Origin of the sequence: Limnobacter sp. 130 (genome assembly GCF_902506325.1) — a bacterium.
In the GTDB taxonomy this organism is placed as follows: Bacteria; Pseudomonadota; Gammaproteobacteria; order Burkholderiales; family Burkholderiaceae_B; genus Limnobacter.
The window spans coordinates 57,450-77,864 of sequence record NZ_LR732331.1 but is presented as its reverse complement, the minus strand read 5'-3'; the positions used below and the strand labels follow the sequence as shown (position 1 = coordinate 77,864).

The 20,415-nt window shown below is 53.9% G+C and carries 17 protein-coding genes; 3 read left to right on the top strand and 14 right to left on the bottom strand.

What is annotated here, in order from left to right:
- Positions 1–19: 19 nt before the first annotated feature.
- The 5 genes from FRIGORI9N_RS13200 to FRIGORI9N_RS13180 all read right to left on the bottom strand — a co-directional run bounded on the left by FRIGORI9N_RS13200 (position 20) and on the right by FRIGORI9N_RS13180 (position 5,295).
- Positions 20–1,825: an acyl-CoA dehydrogenase gene (locus FRIGORI9N_RS13200; RefSeq protein WP_159572094.1), complete on the bottom strand. Its 1,806-nt coding sequence runs from the start codon at positions 1,823–1,825 to the stop codon at positions 20–22.
- Between the two features lie 37 nt (positions 1,826–1,862).
- Positions 1,863–2,792 (bottom strand): electron transfer flavoprotein subunit alpha/FixB family protein, encoded by a 930-nt coding sequence (locus tag FRIGORI9N_RS13195; RefSeq protein WP_159572091.1) that lies wholly within the window; start codon positions 2,790–2,792, stop codon positions 1,863–1,865.
- Positions 2,793–2,815: 23 nt separating this feature from the next.
- Positions 2,816–3,565, bottom strand: coding sequence for an electron transfer flavoprotein subunit beta/FixA family protein (locus FRIGORI9N_RS13190; protein WP_159572088.1), 750 nt, complete (start codon positions 3,563–3,565; stop codon positions 2,816–2,818).
- A 123-nt stretch (positions 3,566–3,688) separates the two neighbouring features.
- Positions 3,689–4,378 carry a carbonic anhydrase gene (locus FRIGORI9N_RS13185; protein WP_159572085.1) on the bottom strand — a complete coding sequence of 230 codons (690 nt, stop codon included), beginning with the start codon at positions 4,376–4,378 and terminating at the stop codon, positions 3,689–3,691.
- Positions 4,375–5,295: a histone deacetylase family protein gene (locus tag FRIGORI9N_RS13180; protein WP_159572082.1), complete on the bottom strand. Its 921-nt coding sequence runs from the start codon at positions 5,293–5,295 to the stop codon at positions 4,375–4,377. Before FRIGORI9N_RS13180 ends, FRIGORI9N_RS13185 begins: the two co-directional genes overlap by 4 nt.
- Positions 5,296–5,389: 94 nt before the next feature.
- On the opposite strand from FRIGORI9N_RS13180, the gene mltB reads away from it, so the two are divergent.
- On the top strand, positions 5,390–6,466 hold the full coding sequence (mltB, locus tag FRIGORI9N_RS13175; protein ID WP_159572079.1) for a lytic murein transglycosylase B: 1,077 nt from the start codon (positions 5,390–5,392) through the stop codon (positions 6,464–6,466).
- On the opposite strand, the gene cysM is transcribed toward mltB, so the two are convergent.
- The 7 genes from cysM to FRIGORI9N_RS13140 form a co-directional block, all read right to left on the bottom strand.
- On the bottom strand, positions 6,463–7,365 hold the full coding sequence (gene cysM / locus FRIGORI9N_RS13170) for a cysteine synthase CysM (protein ID WP_159572076.1): 903 nt from the start codon (positions 7,363–7,365) through the stop codon (positions 6,463–6,465). The genes mltB and cysM overlap by 4 nt on opposite strands.
- 41 nt (positions 7,366–7,406) lie before the next feature.
- Entirely contained in the window at positions 7,407–8,852 is a 1,446-nt protein-coding gene (locus FRIGORI9N_RS13165; protein ID WP_159572073.1) for a sodium:solute symporter family protein, read from the bottom strand.
- 61 nt (positions 8,853–8,913) lie between these two features.
- Complete coding sequence (gene ubiB / locus FRIGORI9N_RS13160) at positions 8,914–10,509, bottom strand: ubiquinone biosynthesis regulatory protein kinase UbiB (RefSeq protein WP_159572070.1); 1,596 nt, start codon at positions 10,507–10,509, stop codon at positions 8,914–8,916.
- Entirely contained in the window at positions 10,506–11,213 is a 708-nt protein-coding gene (locus tag FRIGORI9N_RS13155; protein ID WP_159572067.1) for an SCP2 domain-containing protein, read from the bottom strand. The genes ubiB and FRIGORI9N_RS13155 overlap by 4 nt, the downstream gene beginning before the upstream one ends.
- 79 nt (positions 11,214–11,292) lie before the next feature.
- Positions 11,293–12,285, bottom strand: coding sequence for a Tim44 domain-containing protein (locus FRIGORI9N_RS13150; RefSeq protein ID WP_159572064.1), 993 nt, complete (start codon positions 12,283–12,285; stop codon positions 11,293–11,295).
- Between the two features lie 50 nt (positions 12,286–12,335).
- Positions 12,336–13,076 (bottom strand): bifunctional demethylmenaquinone methyltransferase/2-methoxy-6-polyprenyl-1,4-benzoquinol methylase UbiE, encoded by a 741-nt coding sequence (ubiE, locus tag FRIGORI9N_RS13145; RefSeq protein WP_159572061.1) that lies wholly within the window; start codon positions 13,074–13,076, stop codon positions 12,336–12,338.
- A gap of 6 nt (positions 13,077–13,082) precedes the next feature.
- Positions 13,083–13,508, bottom strand: coding sequence for a gamma-butyrobetaine hydroxylase-like domain-containing protein (locus FRIGORI9N_RS13140; protein WP_159572058.1), 426 nt, complete (start codon positions 13,506–13,508; stop codon positions 13,083–13,085).
- 184 nt (positions 13,509–13,692) lie between these two features.
- Here FRIGORI9N_RS13140 and phoB point away from each other — a divergent pair, with 184 nt between their 5' ends.
- Positions 13,693–14,400: a phosphate regulon transcriptional regulator PhoB gene (phoB, locus tag FRIGORI9N_RS13135; protein ID WP_008250307.1), complete on the top strand. Its 708-nt coding sequence runs from the start codon at positions 13,693–13,695 to the stop codon at positions 14,398–14,400.
- A 40-nt stretch (positions 14,401–14,440) separates the two neighbouring features.
- Positions 14,441–15,787, top strand: a complete 1,347-nt coding sequence (gene phoR, locus FRIGORI9N_RS13130; RefSeq protein WP_159572055.1) for a phosphate regulon sensor histidine kinase PhoR — start codon at positions 14,441–14,443, stop codon at positions 15,785–15,787.
- A 118-nt stretch (positions 15,788–15,905) separates the two neighbouring features.
- On the opposite strand, the gene FRIGORI9N_RS13125 is transcribed toward phoR, so the two are convergent.
- Complete coding sequence (locus tag FRIGORI9N_RS13125) at positions 15,906–16,355, bottom strand: HIT family protein (protein WP_159572052.1); 450 nt, start codon at positions 16,353–16,355, stop codon at positions 15,906–15,908.
- Positions 16,348–20,328 carry an FAD/FMN-binding oxidoreductase gene (locus tag FRIGORI9N_RS13120; RefSeq protein WP_159572049.1) on the bottom strand — a complete coding sequence of 1,327 codons (3,981 nt, stop codon included), beginning with the start codon at positions 20,326–20,328 and terminating at the stop codon, positions 16,348–16,350. The genes FRIGORI9N_RS13125 and FRIGORI9N_RS13120 overlap by 8 nt, the downstream gene beginning before the upstream one ends.
- Positions 20,329–20,415 lie beyond the last annotated feature (87 nt).

Sequence of the window (20,415 nt, the reverse complement as noted above, 5' to 3'; positions counted from 1 at the left end):
GCTCAATCACCAAAGCGATTTAGAAATTGGCAACGGCCATTTCTGTCACGGACTGGTAACCGTTCACAATGCTGTCGCGCAGGCCGGGTACGGCGTTGAGCACGTGATCAGCAAAAAAGCGTGAAGTCAAAATCTTGTCGCTGTAGAAACTGTCTGTTTCACCAGCCTTGATTTTGGCCTCGGCAGCCAATAGCGCACGCGCCATTTGCCAGCCCGCCACTGTGGTGCCAGCCAGTTTCAGGTAAGGCACTGAACCGGCAAACACGGCGTTGGGGTTGGCTTTCATGTTGTCGACCACAAATTGTGCAGCCTCCAGGAACGACGCACGCGCCGCATCCAGACGTGCTGCAACCGCTTTGGCGTGGGCTGAACCCGATTCATTCAATTGAACCACCGTGCGCGCAATTTCAGCACACAAGGTTTTTACCATGGCACCGCCATCGCGCGATGTTTTGCGACCCACCAAATCGTTGGCCTGAATCGCAGTTGTGCCTTCGTAAATGGTCAGAATTTTCGCATCACGGTAGTACTGGGCTGCGCCTGTTTCTTCAATGAAACCCATGCCACCGTGCACTTGCACGCCAGTGGAGGCCACTTCAATGCTCATCTCAGTCGACCAGCCTTTGACCAGCGGCACCATGAATTCATACGCCGCCATGTTTTGCTTGCGGGTGGCTTCATCGGCATGGAAGTGGGCTGCATCATATGCGGCACCCGCCACGCAGGCCATTGCACGCGCAGCTTCAACCTGTGAACGCATGCTCATCAACATGCGCTTGACATCGGGGTGATGAATAATTGCAACCGCTTCGCTGGAAGTGCCATCCACGGGGCGAGACTGAACACGATCGTTCGCATAACGCACAGCCTGCTGGTAAGCACGCTCGGCCACACCAATGCCCTGCACACCCACCTGGAAGCGGGCTGCGTTCATCATCACAAACATGTATTGCAGGCCTTTGTTTTCTTCACCCACCAAATAACCGATTGCGCCCTGACCAACGTCACCCTTGTTATCGCCATACAACAGCACAGCGGTCGGTGAGGCTTTGATACCCAACTTGTGTTCGATGGATGCGCAATACACGTCGTTGCGCTTGCCCAATGAACCGTCGTCGTTCACCATGAATTTGGGCACCACGAACAGGCTGATGCCCTTCACGCCTTCAGGCGCATCGGGTGTGCGAGCCAGCACCAGGTGAACAATATTCTCGGCCATGTCGTGCTCACCGTAGGTGATGTAGATCTTCTGGCCAGAAATGCGGTAAGTGCCATCGCCTTGGGGAACGGCTTTGGAACGCACCAGCGCCAGGTCTGAACCAGCCTGTGGCTCGGTCAGGTTCATGGTGCCGGTCCATTCACCGGAAATCATTTTGGGAATGTAAGTTTCTTTCAGATGCTGGCTGCCGGCCACCAACAGCGCTTCAATGGCGCCATCGGTCAGCAGGGGACACAGCGCAAAGCTGAGATTGGCACCATTGACCATTTCCATGCAGGGTGTTGCCACCAGCTTGGGCAGGCCTTGGCCGCCGAATTCAGAAGGATGCTGCAAACCTTGCCAGCCTTGCTCGCCAAAGGCTTTGAATGCCTGCTTGAAGCCTTTGGCTGTGGTTACAACGCCGTCTTTCCAGTTGGCGGCCTCTACGTCGCCCGACCAGTTCAGTGGAGCAACCACTTCGCTGGTGAACTTTGCGTTTTCATTCAGAACCGCATCCACTGTTTCCTCGGTTGCATCTTCACAACCGGGCAACTGGGATACTTGATCCAAGCCGGCCAATTCTTTCAAGACAAACATCATGTCTTTGACTGGGGCGTTGTAACTCATTGTCGTCTCCTGATACAGCTTTGCGTGTTTTGTTTACTTACAGTTTTTCAGTCAATTGAGGCACTACTTCGAACAAATCGCCCACCAAACCGTAATCGGCCACACCAAAAATTGGTGCTTCGGGATCTTTGTTCACGGCCACAATCACCTTGCTGTCTTTCATGCCCGCCAAGTGCTGGATAGCACCGGAAATACCGAAAGCCATGTACAACTGGGGCGCCACAATTTTGCCGGTTTGACCAACCTGCCAGTCGTTCGGTGCGTAGCCTGCGTCTACCGCAGCACGCGATGCACCAATTGCGGCGTTCAGCTTGTCAGCCAATGGGTCCAGAACATGGAAATTTTCTGCGGAGCCCATACCACGGCCACCGGAGATAATGGTGCTGGCAGCAGTCAACTCGGGACGGTCGCTCTTGGCCACTTCACGGCTTACGAAAGTAGACTTGCCGGAATCGGCAACCGCACTCAGGTTTTCAATGGCGGCAGAACCGCCCTCGGTCGCAACCGGATCAAATGCGGTGGTACGCACGGTGATGACCTTGGTGGCGTCCGAAGACTGCACCGTGGCAATCACGTTGCCTGCGTAGATTGGGCGAGTGAATGTGTCCGCGCTTTCAACACTGATGATGTCGGAAATTTGTGCAACATCCAGCTTGGCAGCCACGCGCGGCAACACGTTTTTGCCCACGCTGGTGGCGGGTGCCAGAATGTGACCGTAGTTGCCGGCAATTGCGAGAATTTGTGCTGCAAAGTTTTCTGCCAACTGGTCACCCAGGGCGTCTGAATCGGCAACCAACACCTTGGCAACGCCAGCCGCTTTCGCAGCTTGCTCAGCTGCAGCGCCACAACCCTTGCCGGAAACCAGCACGTGGATGTCGCCACCAATTTTCTGGGCCGCAGCGATGGTGTTCAGCGTGGCGGGCTTGATACTTTGATTGTCGTGTTCTGCAATAACGAGTACTGACATTTTTTGCTCCTTTTGTCCCTGTGTTAGATCACTTTGGCTTCGTTCTTCAGCTTGTCGACCAGCGTGGCCACATCGGGCACGGTGATACCTGCTGAACGCACGGGTGGATCGCTTACTTTCAGGGTTTTGATACGTGGATCAACATTCACGCCCAAATCAGCGGGCTTGATGGTGTCGATCTGTTTTTTCTTGGCTTTCATGATGTTGGGCAGCGTTACATAACGTGGCTCATTCAGGCGCAGGTCGGTTGTCACAACCGCGGGCAGGCTCAAGCTAATCGTTTCCAAACCGCCATCCACTTCACGGGTTACATTGACTTTGCCGCCCTCAACCACCACCTTGGATGCAAACGTGCCCTGTGGCATGTCGCCCAAAGCAGCCAGCATTTGACCGGTTTGATTGCAATCGTCGTCAATGGCTTGTTTGCCCATGATGACCAGGTCGATGCCTTCTTTTTCGATAATGGCTTTCAGAATTTTGGCAACAGCCAAGGGCTGTAGCTCAACATCGGTCTCAACCAGAATGCCACGGTCTGCGCCAATGGCAGCGGCGGTACGCAATGTTTCTGCGCACTGGGCAACGCCACAACTAATGGCAATCACTTCGGTGGCCACGCCTGCTTCTTTCAGGCGCGTGGCTTCTTCAACAGCGATTTCGTCGAAGGGGTTCATCGACATTTTCACGTTGGCGATATCCACGCCAGAACCATCGCTTTTGCAGCGAACTTTTACGTTGTAATCGACTACGCGTTTAACGGGTACCAGGATCTTCATGCAAGCCATCCCTTTGTTGAAATTGGAGAATAGATGATTGGATTATACGAAGCGTTTTGAGAAAAAACGCACGATCGTTCGATTTTTCATAGAGTCTACACTCTAAGGGGTGGTTTGTCGAGGTTATTGGTATCGGGCGCAGATCGATTTCATCGCTGAAAAGCAGCGCTCGTCGATTTCATCACGGCTTCGAATGGTGCAATCCAGATCGATCACCCGCCCGGTCGACAGGCTATACACCAGGCCGCCCACCGCCACAGGTTCACCTCTCCCCCAAGCCGTATTCACGGCTGGGCTCAACGCCGCCAGGCGCACTTGCTGAATCACGTTCAATTCGCACAGCTTGTCAACATTGCGGTTGGCCTCTTCCAGCGACGCCGGGTTAAACATTAGGTGATCGTGGGCCAGTTCTCGCACACCTTCCAGCCAATCGCCAGGGGCGCCACCTGCATGCAAGCCCAAGGCGATGCGCACGCCTCCGCAGTTGTGATGCCCAAACACCAAAAGGTGCTTGACCTTCAAACTATCGATGGAGAACTGCAAGGCGGTTTGCAAACTAAGGTCGTTCAAACCCGTTTGGTTGGCCACATTTTTATAAACAAACAGCTCGCCCAAATTGCTTTGCAACAAGGTGTTGGGGTCGGCCCGGCTGTCGCAACAACTAATCACTGTGAATGCCGGGCTTTGCCCCGCATAAAGTCGTTTGAAATAGTCTGGATCTTGCGCGGTGATTTGCTCCACCCACTCGGCGTTTCGCGCCAGCATTTCGCTCAACCGGTCTTCAGAATACGGCGCAGGCGTTGAAAAAATCACGATGCAAGCGCCTCCACATGGGCATAAACAGAATCGGCCAGGGCCTCTAGCTCGTAACCGCCCTCCAGGGTACTAACCAGCTTTCCATCGCAATATTCATCGGCCACCCTTTTCAGGAAGTGCGTGATCCAGCCGTAGTCCTCAGTGGTCAATTGCATGTCAGCCAAAGGGTCTTTTTCGTGGGCATCAAACCCGGCAGACACCAACACCAACTGGGGCTTGAACTGATCAATCGCATCGACCCAGTGGGTTTGAATAGCGTGCTTGATTTCCTCGCGGTCACCGCCAGGCCGAACAGGACAGTTCACCATATTGCGGGCACCACCCAGCCCCCCACTGAATGGATAAAGTGGCGATTGAAAGGTGCTGCACATCAGTATTTTCGGATTGTTGGCAAATGCATGCTCGGTGCCATTGCCATGGTGCACATCGAAATCAACAATCAGCACGCGCTCAAGCCGGTAAGCGTCAATGGCGTGTTGTGCGGCAATGGCCACATTGTTGAACACACAAAAGCCCATGGCGCGGTCTACGCAGGCATGGTGGCCGGGCGGGCGAACCGCACAAAACGCGTTGTTGACCGCATGCGCCATGACCAAATCCACTGCATGCACGCAGGCGCCCGCAGCACGTCGAGCCGCATCCAGCGAGAATTCCGACAAGGTGGTGTCGCCATCAATATCAATGTTTCGCTTCAGCGGAAAACGGGCCTTGATACTTTCTACGTACGCGGGCGTGTGAACGGCAGTCACAGCCGACCAAGGCACCTCCGGTGCGTCACAGTGCACCAAGCGGAGCCACAAATCGGACGCTTGCAGTTTTTCACGAATCACGCGCAGGCGAGCCATGCTTTCCGGGTGACCAAGACCAGGATTGTGCAAGGCGCAATCATTGTGGGAAATATAGGCAGTGGTCATGGCTTAGTCCCGAACAGCGCACAAATGCTGGGTTATAGTGAACAACAGACCTGCCAAACCAAGTAAACACGCGCCGGGTCGACCGCTACTACTTTTGACTACACCTACACCGGACATGCTGACTCCTTTTGTGACTACTCATCGAATCTTAACAAGCTTTGCATCCATTCTAATCAGCACAGCCCTGTGCACTCAAGCTGTACACGCCCAAGACACCCAGAAGGTTGACTTTGCAGCGCACAGAAATGCGACAGCCCTTGCTGAGCGATTACAGGCCAAAGAGGGTATTCCTTCAAGCACCACACTGAGCCTGTTAAAACAGGCCGAGTTGCTGCCGCAGGTGGTAAAAGCCGTCATGCCGCCAAAAACCAAAGGGGTACGCAACTGGGACACCTACCGCAGCCGATTTGTTGAGCCTTATCGAATTCGCAAAGGCGTTGAGTTTTGGGACGCCAACCTGGACACCCTGAAAGAGGCTGAAGCCAAGTATGGCATTCCGCAAGAAGTGATCGTGGCCATCATTGGCGTAGAAACCATTTACGGGCAACACATTGGCAATTACCGGGTACTGGATTCACTGGCCACATTGGCCTTTGCTTATCCTGAAGGTCAAAAAGACCGTTCGGAATTCTTTCTCAGCGAACTGGAAGCCTTCATCGCCCTGTGCAACAGAACCCATCTGGACGCGCTCGAGGTGAAAGGATCGTATGCCGGGGCAATTGGCCTGGGTCAATTCATGCCCAGTTCATGGACGGCTTATGCCGTAGATGGCGATGCCGATGGCATCGTCGACCTATTTCACAGCCGCCGCGATGCCATTTTCAGTGTGGCCAATTTTTTGAAAGTACACGGCTGGGAAACAGGCAAAGCCACGCGCGTGCTGGTTGATATCGAGCATGCCGATAATTTGAAGGAACTACTGGCACCCGACATTGTGCCCACCTTTACCCCAGCAGTGATGCAACAAAAAGGCGTGAAGCTGAAGGGTGAAACATTGCCGGATGAAAAACTGGCCTTGATTGAACTGGTGCGCGGGGACGCCGAACCCGCTTTCGTCGCGGGTGGGCACAATTTTTACGTGGTCACGCGTTACAACCGCAGTTCCTTCTATGCCAACGCCGTGCTGGAGTTGAGCGAGGCGTTGAAACTTAGAAGGGACATGCTGAATTAGGCTGGAAAAACACCCGTGGACAGGTAACGATCTCCACGGTCGCACACAATGAACACGATCGTGGCGTTTTCAACTTCTTCAGCAATTTTTAGCGCAATGTGCGCAGCACCTGCGGCTGATATGCCGCAGAAAATGCCCTCTTCGGCTGCCATTTTTCGGGCCATTTCTTCGGCCTCAAGCTGGGTTACCTGCACCACACGGTCCACGCCGGCGGGCTTGTAAATTTTGGGCAGGTATTCCTGGGGCCATTTGCGAATACCGGGAATTTGCGACCCCTCGCTGGGCTCCGCACCAATAATTTGCACATTGGGATTTTGACTTTTCAGGTAACGAGACACACCCATAATCGATCCGGTGGTGCCCATGGCACTGACGAAATGAGTCACTTTGCCACCCGTGTCGCGCCAAATTTCCGGACCGGTAGTCTCGAAGTGCGCCAGCGGATTGTCTTCGTTGGCGAACTGGTCGAGGATGACACCCTTGCCTTGATCGCGCATTTGTTCGGCCAAATCACGCGCGTATTCCATGCCACCCTTTTGCGGAGTCAAAATGATTTCTGCGCCAAATGCACGCATGGTTTGACGGCGCTCGATGCTAAGGTGCTCAGGCATGATGAGTACCATGCGGTATCCGCGAATGGCCGCAGCCATGGCGAGCGCAATACCGGTGTTGCCCGATGTGGCTTCGATCAGGGTGTCGCCGGGCTTGATGGTGCCGCGTGCTTCAGCACGTTTGATCATGGAAATTGCCGGGCGGTCTTTCACTGAACCCGCCGGGTTGTTGCCCTCTAGCTTGCCAAGAATGACATTGCCGCGATCGGCATTGGCCTTGCCAGGCAAACGTTGCAACTGAACCAAGGGGGTGTTGCCGATGGTGTCTTCAATGGTGAGGTATTTCACAGCCGGATCACTTTCAACAAAGGTAATCCGGCTATTTTAGCTTAATGTGGGTGCACAACACCGTCACGTAGCGCCGGCCTGTGTTCAATCCACTGTGGCAACAGAGAGGCGATAATCATGGTGAACAAGCCCAGCACCATGCCCAACAACTGGGGTGGCCAAACTTCGCTGGGGAAGAAGTTTTTGGCAATCAACCAGCTGCTGACACCCACAATGATTGACCACACCGCGCCTTGCGAAGTGGCACCCTTCCAGTACAGGCCGAACACCAAGGGCACAAATGCGGCAGCCAAGGTAATTTCATAGGCGCTTTCCACCATTTCAAATATGGAGGAATCGCTGTTGATTGCGAAAGCCACCACGATGATGGTGAACACAAACACAGACACCCGCATGGTCAACAACAAGGCTTTGTCGTCCATGTTCGGATAAATGTTCTTCACAATATTTTCAGCGAAAGACACGGAAGGCGCTAACAAAGTGGCACTTGATGTACTCATGATGGCTGAAATAAGCGCACCGAAAAACACGATTTGCGCAAACAGGGGCGTGTGCATCAACACCAAATTGGGCAAGACCATTTGCGAGTCTTCAGACACCATTGCACTAAAGGTAGCCGGGTCGATCATGATGGCGCCATAGGCCAAAAACACCGGAATGAATGCGAAAAAGAAGTACAGGGAACCACCGAGCACCGCGCCACGTACCGCAGTTTTTTCGTTTTTGGCCGAGCTGATACGTTGAAAAATATCCTGCTGGGGAATTGAACCAAAGGCCATGGTCAGGAAAGCGCCCACGAACGGCACCCACATCACATAGCTGAATTCTTCAGGGAAAAACTGCAGTTTGCCCGCTGCTTCGGCATGGTCAACCACCGTGCCTACGCCACCAGCCAGGTCAGCCACAATCCACATGATGTAGACCAAACCAGCTGCAATCACCACCATTTGAATGAAATCGAGAATGGCCACTGACAACATGCCACCAAACAGCGTGTAGATAAGCACCACACTGGCACCAATGATCATGCCCCATTCCTGGGAAATTGCACCATCAGTGAGCACATTGAAGATCAAACCCAGTGCACTGATTTGCGCAGCCACCCAACCCAGATAGGACACCACAATACAGGCGCTGCAAAAAATCTCGACGACCCGGTTGTAGCGGACGCGGTAGTAGTCACCCAAGGTGAGCAAATTCAGACGATAAATTTTGGGCGCAATGAACAGACCCGCCAAAATCAGGCACATGGAGGCACCAAACGGATCAGCCACAATGCCGCTCAAACCCTCTTCTACAAAGGTTGAGGAAATACCCAGCACCGTTTCAGAGCCGAACCAAGTGGCAAACACCGTTGCGGTCACGATGGGCAAGGAAAGGTGCCTGCCCGCCACCGCGTAATCCGCTGTACTACTTACATTTCTGGCCACATACAGGCCAATGAATACAGAAACCAGCAAATAAGCAACTACCGAGGCAAGCAACATCTTGAAAACCCACCAGAGAGAAAAAATGATTTCGGATTATAGGCAAGAAACATGCGCACTGCTAGAACAAGCCTTTCGGCCCCGCGTAGCCAATCAAGAAAGGCCACAACAAATCAAGCGCTACAACGCCAAACAACACGGCAAGCATTAATACCATCCAGAACAAAGCGCGATTCAAGCGTTTTTGTTGTTTCACCAACTGTTCAATTTGATCGTCGACCCGGCCATTGGAATGCGTCAGGGTTTGGTGCAACAAACGTGGCAGGGCAGGCAAAATTTGAGACCACTGCGCAGCCTCCCACTGCAGGCTGGACTGGAAGCCCTTGAAACCAATTTGCTGGTGCATCCAGTTTTCCAGATACGGTTTGGCAGTTTTCCAAAGATCCAGATCGGGGTCGAGTTGTCGGCCCAAACCTTCGACGTTCAGCAGGGTTTTTTGCAACAAAACCAACTGGGGCTGAATTTCCACATTGAAGCGACGGGATGTTTGAAACAGCCGCATCAAGGCCTGTCCCAGTGAAATTTCTTTCAAGGGCTTCCCAAAAAATGGCTCAATGCACGCACGAATGGCGGATTCCAGTTCATCAATCCGTGTGCCCTTGGGCACCCAGCCCGACTGAACGTGTAGCTCGGCCACTCGCTTGTAGTCTTGTCGGAAAAAAGCCAGAAAGTTTTGCGCCAGGTATTGTTTGTCCACATCGCTGAGCGTGCCGACAATACCAAAATCCAACGCAATGTAACGGCCAAAATCCTCGGGTTGATCACCCACATAAATATTGCCGGGGTGCATGTCTGCATGGAAAAAACCATCACGAAACACCTGGGTGAAAAAGATTTCCACACCTTCACGGGACAATTTTTTCAGGTCAATGTTGTTCTCGCGTAGCCGCTCGATCTGCGAAATTGGAATGCCGTGCATGCGCTCCATGGTGATCACCGTGCTACAGCAATAGTCCCAGTACATTTCTGGAACACGCAACAAATGCCCGCTGCCCGAAGTTGGTGAGAAATTGCGGCGAAGCTGCGAAGCATTGGCTGCTTCTCGCATCAAGTCCAGTTCATCGTGCAGGTACTTGTTGAACTCGGCCACCACCTCGCGAGGCTTTAAGCGTTTGCCGTCTGAGGAAATTTTCTCAATCCACTGGGCCGCAGTTTTCATCAAGGCCAGGTCTTTGTCGATCACCTCGATCATGCCGGGGCGCAACACTTTTACTGCGACTTTTTTGCCCTCATGTTCACCCGCGCGAATTACCGCGAAATGAACCTGCGCAATTGAAGCACTGGCCACAGGCATGTTCTGGAAATCCAGAAACATGTCATCGATTTGACGACCCAAACTGGCCTCAATCAATTCACGGGCTTTTTCAGAGGAAAACGCGGGCACCTGGTCTTGCAACCGGGCCAGTTCATCCGCCACATCTTCTGGCAGCAAATCCCGGCGGGTTGATAACAGCTGCCCGAACTTGACAAACAGAGGACCAAGATCTTCAAGCGCACGGCGCATGCGCTCACCGCGTGGCGCCTGAACGTGGGACCGCGAGGAAATCAACGTCAGGAACCACTTGGCAAAACCGTTGTTGATTGAATCCGCTGCAATCAGGAAAAGGCCATATTTTCTGGCCACCAATGCGATGCGTGCCAGGCGGCGTAACTTCATTTGGGTGCACCCAGCTTGGCCAGGCGTTTTTCAAGACGCGCCAGTTCGTCTCGCATTTGATTGACTTCACCGCGAAACGCATCAAACTCCGAGGCTGTTGGAGTCATGGATTTTTCATGCACCACGTACTCGCGCAAATTACTTTTGAATCGCTGCACGACATCCCGGGCATTCGTTCCCAAAGCGGCAAGCGTATTCATGACCCACACGGCCTGCGCATCGCCAACCACACGCGCCAGATCACGTTCGGGATCCCAGCTTAAATCGTTGATGACAGTGGATACGGTTTGGGCGAAATCCATATCACCCTCGATTGCGGCCTTGCGCGACATGCTGTTGGGGTTACTGACAGAGCCGATCAAATCAGCCCATTGCATCGAAATTTTGGTATCTGCCGGTGCGGCAACGCCGTTGCTGGATGAGCTGGCCTGAAAGTAACCCTGATCGTTCACCCGTAATTTTAGTTGCACCGGTAAAATATTCAGATCAAGGACTTTGCCAGACTCTTTCTGCAATTTTGATTTGCTGCTGCGTTGCTGGTCCAGCAAGTGATTGAGCACAAGGCAAGCCATCTGCGTCACCGTTGCAGACATCAAGGCCAAAGGGGCTGAGAGCAAACCACCTGCCGCAGCCACACCTTTGGCCTGGCCAGATGACAGTAGTTTGGAGGCAAACTGAAAAAACAAAACGGGGGGACTGGCCAAGGCACACTTCCAACAGTCAAAAAATTTGTTTGAGTGTAACCCAGCCGGGCAGGCCAAGCCCGGCGGGTAGGGTCAAAAATTACAGATTGTGAATGCCCGAAAGCACCCAGCCACCGCCTGAAACAGGGCGAGACATAATCCAAAGCTCATTGATTTCGGCTGCAGGCCCGTCTTGCTCCTCGCGCAGCATGCCGGTGAAGGCCACAGTCGCGATTTGCTCATCCACATCGGTCTCGAATCCAATCAACTGCGCATCGAGTGTGACCACATCGGTGCGGTTCACTGCACCGCCCCGCGCATCAATCTCGACTTTGAGATGCTCCACAACGTCGTCGCTGCAATATTCACGCAGGCCATCAATGTCGCCCTTGTCGAATACGCCTTGCATCGTGACAAAAAACTTCTTGGCACTGTTCACAAAGTTCGCTTCATCGAAACCGGCAGGCAGGTCTTTCGTGGGTGTGGCGGCTGGCACGGGTGCGTCAAAGGCAGAAGCACCGCCAAACTGACCAAAGCTTTGATCAGCACGTGGGGCGCCCATACCGGGCACGGGATCGTTTATGGTGTTTGCCGGGCCTTGACGATAACTGTTTGCAGAATCACCCGCGTTCATGCCGGGGGCGCTGTAAGCCGGGCGAGGCTTTGTGGCCTGTTGACCGCGCAACATGCGCACCAGGAACATGACCGCAAACACGGCCAAGCCGATCATCAGGATTGTTCCGAGAAACTCAGCCATGCCCGCGCCAAAGCCCAGGTAGCCAAACAAGGCCGCCAAACCCAAACCTGCCGCCAAACCACCCAAGGGACCCAGAAAACGGTTGCGTGGTGCAGCCGCTGTACCTGCCGTAGTACCGGCAGGATTGGTGGCCTGCTGCTTGCTGGGCGCAGTTGACGTGGTGCCGGAAGGCGAAGTCGGCGCGGTTTTCTGGAACTGCGAAGGCGCCGAACGGCCAAAACTGCCACCGCCACCCATGCGACGCGCTTCCGCGTCAGTTGGCAACACACTCAGACTCAAAAAAGCGGCCACAACCGCCAACACAGACAACCGAACAGACCAAACACGGGTTTTCACAGCAACAGCCTCCAGAATATTAATTTTTCGCGTGTAGCCAATAGACACATTCAGGCGAATTTGGTTCCTTGGTGCAGGGCCACTACGCCTGCGGTAAAGTTGGTGTACTTCACCTGGTCGAAACCACTCTCAAGCATGATGCTTTTCAGGGTTTCCTGATCAGGATGCATGCGAATGCTTTCGGCCAAATATTGGTAGCTAGCGCTATCTTGGGCCACCACTTGACCAATTTTTGGCAGCACCTGGAACGAATAAAGGTCGTAAGCGGGTGCCAACAAGGGATTTACCTTCGAAAACTCGAGCACAAGCACCTTGCCGCCCGGTTTGATCACCCGGCGCATTTCGCTCAAAGCGATGTCTTTGTGGGTCATGTTGCGCAAACCAAATGCCACGGTGACCACATCGAAGTAATTGTCGGGAAACGGCAGCTTTTCCGCATCGCACAGGGCCATTTTTGGCAAATACCCGTGATCAATCATGCGATTGCGTCCCACCCGAAGCATGCTCTCGTTGATGTCAGTCAACCACACTTCCCCACTGGGGCCTGCTTTGTCCAGAAAAGCCTTGCTGAGATCGCCTGTACCGCCGGCGATATCAAGCACTTTCATCCCGGGACGCACACCAGCCGCCCGCACGGTGCTGGCCTTCCACAATCGATGCATGCCGCCCGACATCAAGTCGTTCATGATGTCGTATTTGGCGGCCACGGAATCAAATACCTCGGCTACTTTCTTGGCTTTTTGGTCCTCGGGAACCTTTTCGAAGCCGAAATCGGTAATTTTATCGTTCATGATTTTTCAGTGGCTCGCGCAGGCGCCGCCTTTCTTTTGTTCGAATGGAATGTTTTCTGGTGCGTTGGGTTCACGACTGGCACCCGCAGCTTTCATGCGTTCCAGGTAGTCTTCCCACAAACCCTCTTGGTTTTCGCCCATCCACAGCAGGTATTGCCAGCTGAACAGGCCAGAATCGTGGCCATCTGAGAAAAACGGCTTGATTGCGTACATCCCCACTGGTTCCAGGTTGTTGACCATGACTTCCTTTTTACCAACCTGAAGGGTTTCCTGGCCGGGACCATGGCCACGAACCTCGGCCGAGGGGGAATACACCCGCAATAGCTCGAAAGGCAGGTTAAAACAGGCGCCAGTGTCGAATTCAATTTCGAGCACCTTGGACTTTTGGTGCACCACAATGCGTGTGGGGGTGGGAATATTGGTGGTTTCCATGCTGCTTAGGGTCTTTGGAATGCGTAATCCTCAAGTGTATCTCATCAAGGCCGACAGCGGTTTACACCATGGCCCGGGATTAATTTGATGACGATTCATTCAAGTGTCATATTACTGTCATGGAAATCCACTACTTTAGGTGACGTTGCACCAAACAAATATGCCAGAGAAGAGGAAAAACGAGATGTCCAGCACCATCCTAGTTGTTGAAGATGAACCCGCGATTGCAGAACTGATTGCCGTCAACCTGAGCTTTGCTGGGCACAAAGTGCTGCGGGCCGCCGATGCGGACCAGGCAAAAACCCTGATTACAGCTGAATTACCTGACTTGGTGTTGCTGGACTGGATGTTGCCAGGCAAAACCGGCATTCAGTTTGCACACGAGTTGCGCGGCCACGAGCGCACACGCCACGTGCCGGTCATTATGCTAACTGCCCGCACAGAAGAACAGGACAAAGTAGACGGCCTGGAAGCAGGTGCAGACGATTACATTACCAAGCCTTTCTCGCCCAAGGAGTTGCTGGCCCGGATTAAGGCAGTATTGCGCCGCCGTGCGCCCCAGCTGACCGACGATATTGTGGAAGTACATGGCCTGAAGCTGGACCCGGTGACGCACCGCATCATGGGCCATGACAAAATTATCGACATGGGCCCCACCGAATTCCGCTTGCTGCACTTTTTCATGACCCACCCCGAGCGCGTACACAGCCGTACCCAACTGCTCGACCAGGTGTGGGGCGACCATGTGTTTGTAGAAGAGCGCACGGTAGATGTACACATTCGACGCTTGCGCCAGGCATTGACTATTTCCGGGCATGACCGCCTGATTGAAACAGTTCGTGGTGCAGGCTACCGTTTTACCGCAACGCAAAATGAAGGTGCACTAAACTAAGGGCTCCCCCCGACGGGATATTCCCCTAGAATACGCACCTATGACGTTCATCTTTTTTCGACTCATACTATTGGCCATGGTGCTGGGTGCAGCTGCCATCGTGGGCCAAATGGTTGCCGGGCCCAAGGGCGCGGTGGCTGGTTCTATTTTGGCCTCGCTACTGGTCTATGCGCTCCACGTGCGCTCGGGCCTGCGCATTATTGCCTGGCTGGATGACTTCAAAGTCGAAAACGTGCCCGAGGTTTCCAGTTGGTGGGACGACCTTGCGGCGAAACTTTTCCGCTACCTGCGCTTGCACCAGCGCCAGCAACAGGCACTGACCAATGCCTTGGTCTCTTTCAGAACCGCCGCACAGGCCTTGCCCGATGGCGTTGTTACGCTCGATTCCGAAGGTCATATTTCCTGGTGTAACGACACAGCGCAAGACCACCTGGGATTGAAACTGGGCAGCGACATTGGCCAGCCCCTGATTAACCTGGTTCGAAATCCCAATTTCTCGAAATACATACGCAGCCGCTCTTGGGAACAACCCCTGATCATGACCGCCCCACGCAGCCGCAGCAAAGTATTGTCGGTGCAGTTGGTCAGCTATGGTGACCAGCAAATGCTGGTACTTTCCCGCGATGTAACCCAGGTTGAAAAACTGGAACGCATGCGCCGGGACTTCATTGCCAATGTGTCGCATGAACTGAAAACGCCACTGACCGTGCTCAGCGGTTTTCTGGAAACATTTCGTGATTTGCCGTTGAGCAAAGAACAACAAACCGAATACCTGAATTTGATGTACACCCAGGCCAACCGCATGCAGAACCTGGTGGAAGACCTGCTGGCTTTGTCGGCGCTTGAATCATCGCCCAATGCGGGTGAAGGTGGCGAACCAGTTGATTTGAGTGGAATTGCCCAGAAAACAGGCGATGAAGCCCAACAACTTTCCGCCGGAAAGCACGATATTTCGGTGGATGTTGACAAGGGTTTAATGGGTTTCGGCAATTCAGCCGAGATTTTCAGCGCCTTCTCGAATATCGTGACCAATGCTGTGCGTTACACACCCGCGCATGGAAAAATTTCCATCAGTTTGCGCAAGACAGAAAACGAGATTGGAAAGCCCTGTGCAACGTTTGTTGTGAAAGACACGGGCATTGGTGTGTCGGCAGAACACATTCCACGACTGACTGAGCGCTTTTACCGTGTGGACCGCAGCCGTTCACGCGAAAGTGGTGGCACTGGCTTGGGTTTGGCGATTGTGAAGCATGTGGTGCAACGCCACGATGGTGAACTGGACATTCAAAGCCGGCCGAATGCGGGCAGCACATTTACGATTCTGCTGCCACTGGCGAAGGCTGGTGCGGCTTCGAAGCCTGCCGTTTCCGAAGCGACGACTGTTTGAGCGAAGCGACGTGTAGCTTTACCGCAAACCACCAATTCGGTTGCCTAGCGCAATCAACAGGGTTGGCGACTGGCGGAAGGCTCACGTTGTGCGTGAGCCTAATCTAGCCAGGCCTTAATTACATGTTCGCTACGCCAGGAAACGCCGCCAGCAACTCAGCCCGCAATGCCAGCATCCACTTGGGCTTTGAATCAAGCACCAACTGCTGCCGGGGCGACAAGGAAACACCCTGCTTGGCCACAGCCCACACCGGAGCAGGAAAGTGTTTGTCGTCGGTAAAACGCGGAATAACATGCCAATGCAAATGGGGCACCACATTGCCAAGCGTGGCAATATTTGCTTTGTCGGCCTTGAATACGCGCAACACGAATTGCTCAAGCAACACCACCGCGTCCATACACAGCACCCGATCTTCGCGGCTCAGGTCAGAAAACTCGCGAACATGGTCGTTCCAGATCAAGCGCAGAAAGCCGGGGTAATCGGCATCCACGGCCTCGATCACCCGAAACTTGCTGCAATTGAACACCCAATCGCCGCCCGGTGTGGCACACAGGGGGCAATTAGACAAGGATGCGCTCAATGCCGCCGTCGTTGGCGTCTTTCACATAGTTTTGCAACCAGTCCTGACCCAGCACATGCTTGGCAACTTCAACCACAATGTAATCTGCTTGCAAATTGGCATCGTCGCTGTAGCGGCTCAAACCCTGCAAGCAGGATGGGCAGCTGGTCAGAATTTTCACATCGGCTTGTGGTGCGTTTTCCCGAACCTTTTCCGCACCCTTGCGCATTTCCTCTTCCTTGCGGAAGCGAACCTGCGTTGCCACGTCGGGGCGCGAAACACCAAAGGTGCCCGATTCGCCACAGCAGCGATCATTCTTGGTGATGGTCTGACCCTGCAACTCGCTGTTCATCAACTGGTTCACAACCTTCAGCGGGTCGTAGGTTTTCATGGGTGTGTGGCAAGGGTCGTGGTACATGTACTTCGTACCCGTCACATTGTCCAGCGTCACGCCTTTTTCCATCAGGAATTCGTGAATGTCGATGATGCGGCAGCCAGGGAAAATTTTCTCGAACTCATAACCCTGCAACTGGTCGTAACAGGTGCCACAGCTCACCACCACGGTTTTAATATCAAGGTAGTTCAAGGTGTTGGCAACGCGGTGAAACAGCACGCGGTTGTCGGTGATCATTTTCTCGGCTTTGTCGTACTGCCCTGCCCCACGCTGCGGGTAACCACAGCACAGGTAACCAGGAGGCAGCACAGTTTGCACGCCCACATTCCACAACATGGCCTGCGTGGCCAAACCCACCTGGCTGTACAAACGTTCCGAACCGCAACCAGGGAAATAGAACACCGCTTCAGTGTCAGCCTGCGTGGTTTTCGGGTTGCGAATCACCGGCACGTAATCGCTGTTCTCGATGTCAAGCAAGGCACGTGCGGTTTTCTTGGGCAAACCACCGGGCATGGGCTTGTTGATGAAGTGAATCACCTGCTCACGAATTGGTGCCTTGCCCACCGTGGCAGGCGGCTTGGCGATTTGCTTGTTCAACATACCCAGCGACTTCGCCACTTTGTAGGCGCCACGCTGCAGCTTGTAACCAATACCTGTCATGCCCACACGCATGGCTTTGATGGTGGCCGGGTCTTTCGCATTCAGGAAAGTCATGGCCAAGGCAGTGCCGGGGTTGAAGCTTTTCTTGTCCAGCTTGCGCAACAGGGCGCGCATGTTCATGGACACGTCGCCAAAATCGATATCGACCGGGCATGGCGTTAAACACTTGTGGCACACCGTGCAGTGGTCGGCCACGTCTTCGAATTCTTCCCAATGCTTGATGGACACACCACGGCGGGTTTGTTCTTCATACAAGAAGGCTTCGACCAGCAAAGAGGTGGCCAGAATTTTGTTGCGTGGGCTGTACAGCAAATTGGCACGCGGCACGTGGGTAGAACACACGGGCTTGCACTTGCCGCAACGCAGACAATCTTTCACGGAATCCGCAATTGAGCCAATGTCGCTTTGGCTCATGATCAAGCTTTCATGGCCCATCAAGTTGAAGCTGGGCGTGTAGGCATTGGCCAAATCACCGCCGGGCAACAGCTTGCCCTTGTTGAAACGACCTTCCGGGTCGATGCGCTGCTTGTAATCCTGGAACGGCTGCAATTCCTCTTTGGTGAGGTACTGGTACTTGGTAATGCCAATACCGTGCTCACCGGAAATAACACCGTCCAGATTCCGGGCAATTTGCATGATGCGGTCAACGGTGTGTTCCGCTTCACGCAACATTTCGTAGTCGTCAGAATTCACCGGAATGTTCGTGTGCACATTGCCGTCGCCAGCATGCATGTGCAGCGCCACGAACAAACGACCGCGCAGTACCTGCTTGTGAATGGCTTTGCATTCTTCCATCACGGGCACAAACACACCGCCCTCAAAAATGCGGTTCAGGTTGTGACGCAGTTCGGTTTTCCAGCTAACCCGAATGGTGCGATCTTGCAGCACATCGAACACGGTCGCTTCAGGTTGATCTGCCAAACGCTTTTCAAGCGCGGCATCCAGATGACCCAAACCAATTGTTTTCAACACCGGGTTGGCTTGTGCCAATGGCATGTTCATATTGCCCAGCAACCAGCTCCAGCGTTCATGCACGCCTTCAAGCAACTCAACGGCGCGGCCAACACGGTCACCCACCAGGTCTTCAGTCGACAACTTGGTGGAATCCACTTCGTCGGTTTTGCCCAGGGTCAGGGGCTTCTCAAAAAAGGCTCGAAGCGCTGCAACCAGTTTCAGCTTGTTGCGAATCGACAATTCAATGTTGATGCGCTCGATTTCATCGGTGTATTCGCCCATGCGCGGCAGGGGAATGACCACGTCTTCGTTGATTTTGAAGGCGTTGGTGTGGCGCGCAATGGCGGCGGTACGGGCGCGGTCAAGCCAGAACTTCTTGCGGGCTTCGGGGCTGACTGCTACAAAACCTTCACCGGCGCGACCATTGGACAGGCGAACCACTTCAGAAGCCGCTTGGGCCACTGCATTTTCATCGTCGCCCACGATATCGCCAAACAACACCATTTTCGGGAAAGCGCCACGCTTGGACTTGGGGCTGTATTTCACCGCGCGCAAATAGCGCTCGTCGAGGTGCTCAAGGCCCGCCAAAATGGCGCCCATGGCTTTGCCCTCGGTATCGAGATAGTTCTTGATTTCGACAATTGAAGGCACTGCGTCGCGGGCCTGGCCGTAAAACTCCAGACACACCGTGCGGGTGTGTTTGGGCATGCGGTGCAAAATCCACTTGGCCGATGTGATCAGGCCATCGCAACCTTCTTTCTGGATACCGGGCAATCCGGCCAGAAACTTGTCGGTTACGTCTTTGCCCAAACCAACCTTGCGGAAACGCGCACCTTCAACGGTAAGGCGTTCGGTTTTCAGAATTTTGGCATTCGGTGCCAGGCGGCCATCGGACCACACCAGGTCAAAATCGGCCTGGGGTGCGTCGTGAATTTTGCTCAGGTTGTGGTTGACTCGAGTCACCTCAAGCCAGTCGCCCTGTGGGTCGACCATTCTCCACCACGCCAGGTTATCGAGCGCAGTACCCCACAACACGGCTTTCTTGCCGCCCGCATTCATGGCCACGTTGCCGCCAATACAGCTGGCTTCGGCCGATGTGGGGTCAACTGCAAACACGCGACCAGCGGCTTCAGCCGCTTCCGATACGCGCTTGGTGACCACACCCGCACCCGAAAACACGGTTGCGTATTCCTCAGAAAGACCAGGCAACACTTCCATTTTGACTTGGCCAAGTTCTTCCAGCTTTTCGGTGTTGATGATGGCCGACAAGGCCGTGAGTGGCACCGCGCCACCGGTGTAACCCGTGCCGCCTCCACGTGGAATAATGGTGAGACCCAAGTCGATACAGGCTTTGACCAAACCAGGAATTTCAGATTCGCGGTCGGGGGTGAGCACCACAAACGGGTACTCTACGCGCCAGTCGGTGGCGTCAGTTACGTGGGAAACACGCGACAGACCGTCGTACTTGATGTTGTCTTTCGCTGTGTGTTCACCCAACACCTTGCGGGCACGACCACGCAAAATGGCCATGGCTTCCAGCTCACGCTGAAACTCGAATACTGCTTTTTCGGCCACGGTGAGTAATTCACGAACCTTGGCACTGCGATTGTCTGTATCCGTTTCGACCGCGGCTTCTTTCACTTCCACCCGACGGGCGTCAATTTCGCCCAGGCGGTGAAACAAAGCTTCGATCAGCGCAGTCAGGCGCTTGGGATTGTCGAGCAGGTCGTCTTGCAAATACGGGTTGCGGCGCACCACCCAGATGTCGCCCAATACCTCAAACAGCATGCGTGCTGAACGGCCAGTTTTTCTTTCCTGGCGCAACTCTTGAAGAATGTTCCAGGCCGACTCGCCCAGTAAACGGATCACGATTTCACGGTCCGAAAACGAGGTGTAGTTGTATGGAATTTCCCGCAGGCGAGCGGTTTCGCCGGCAGAGGGTTTCAATGTGTTTAATTCGACGGGTGCGTTCATGCAAAACCTTTAGACTGCTTAGCCTTTTATGGTACCAAAAACCAGGCACCTGCGCCTAGAGTGAGGACTCCTCAAACTCAGCTCAAA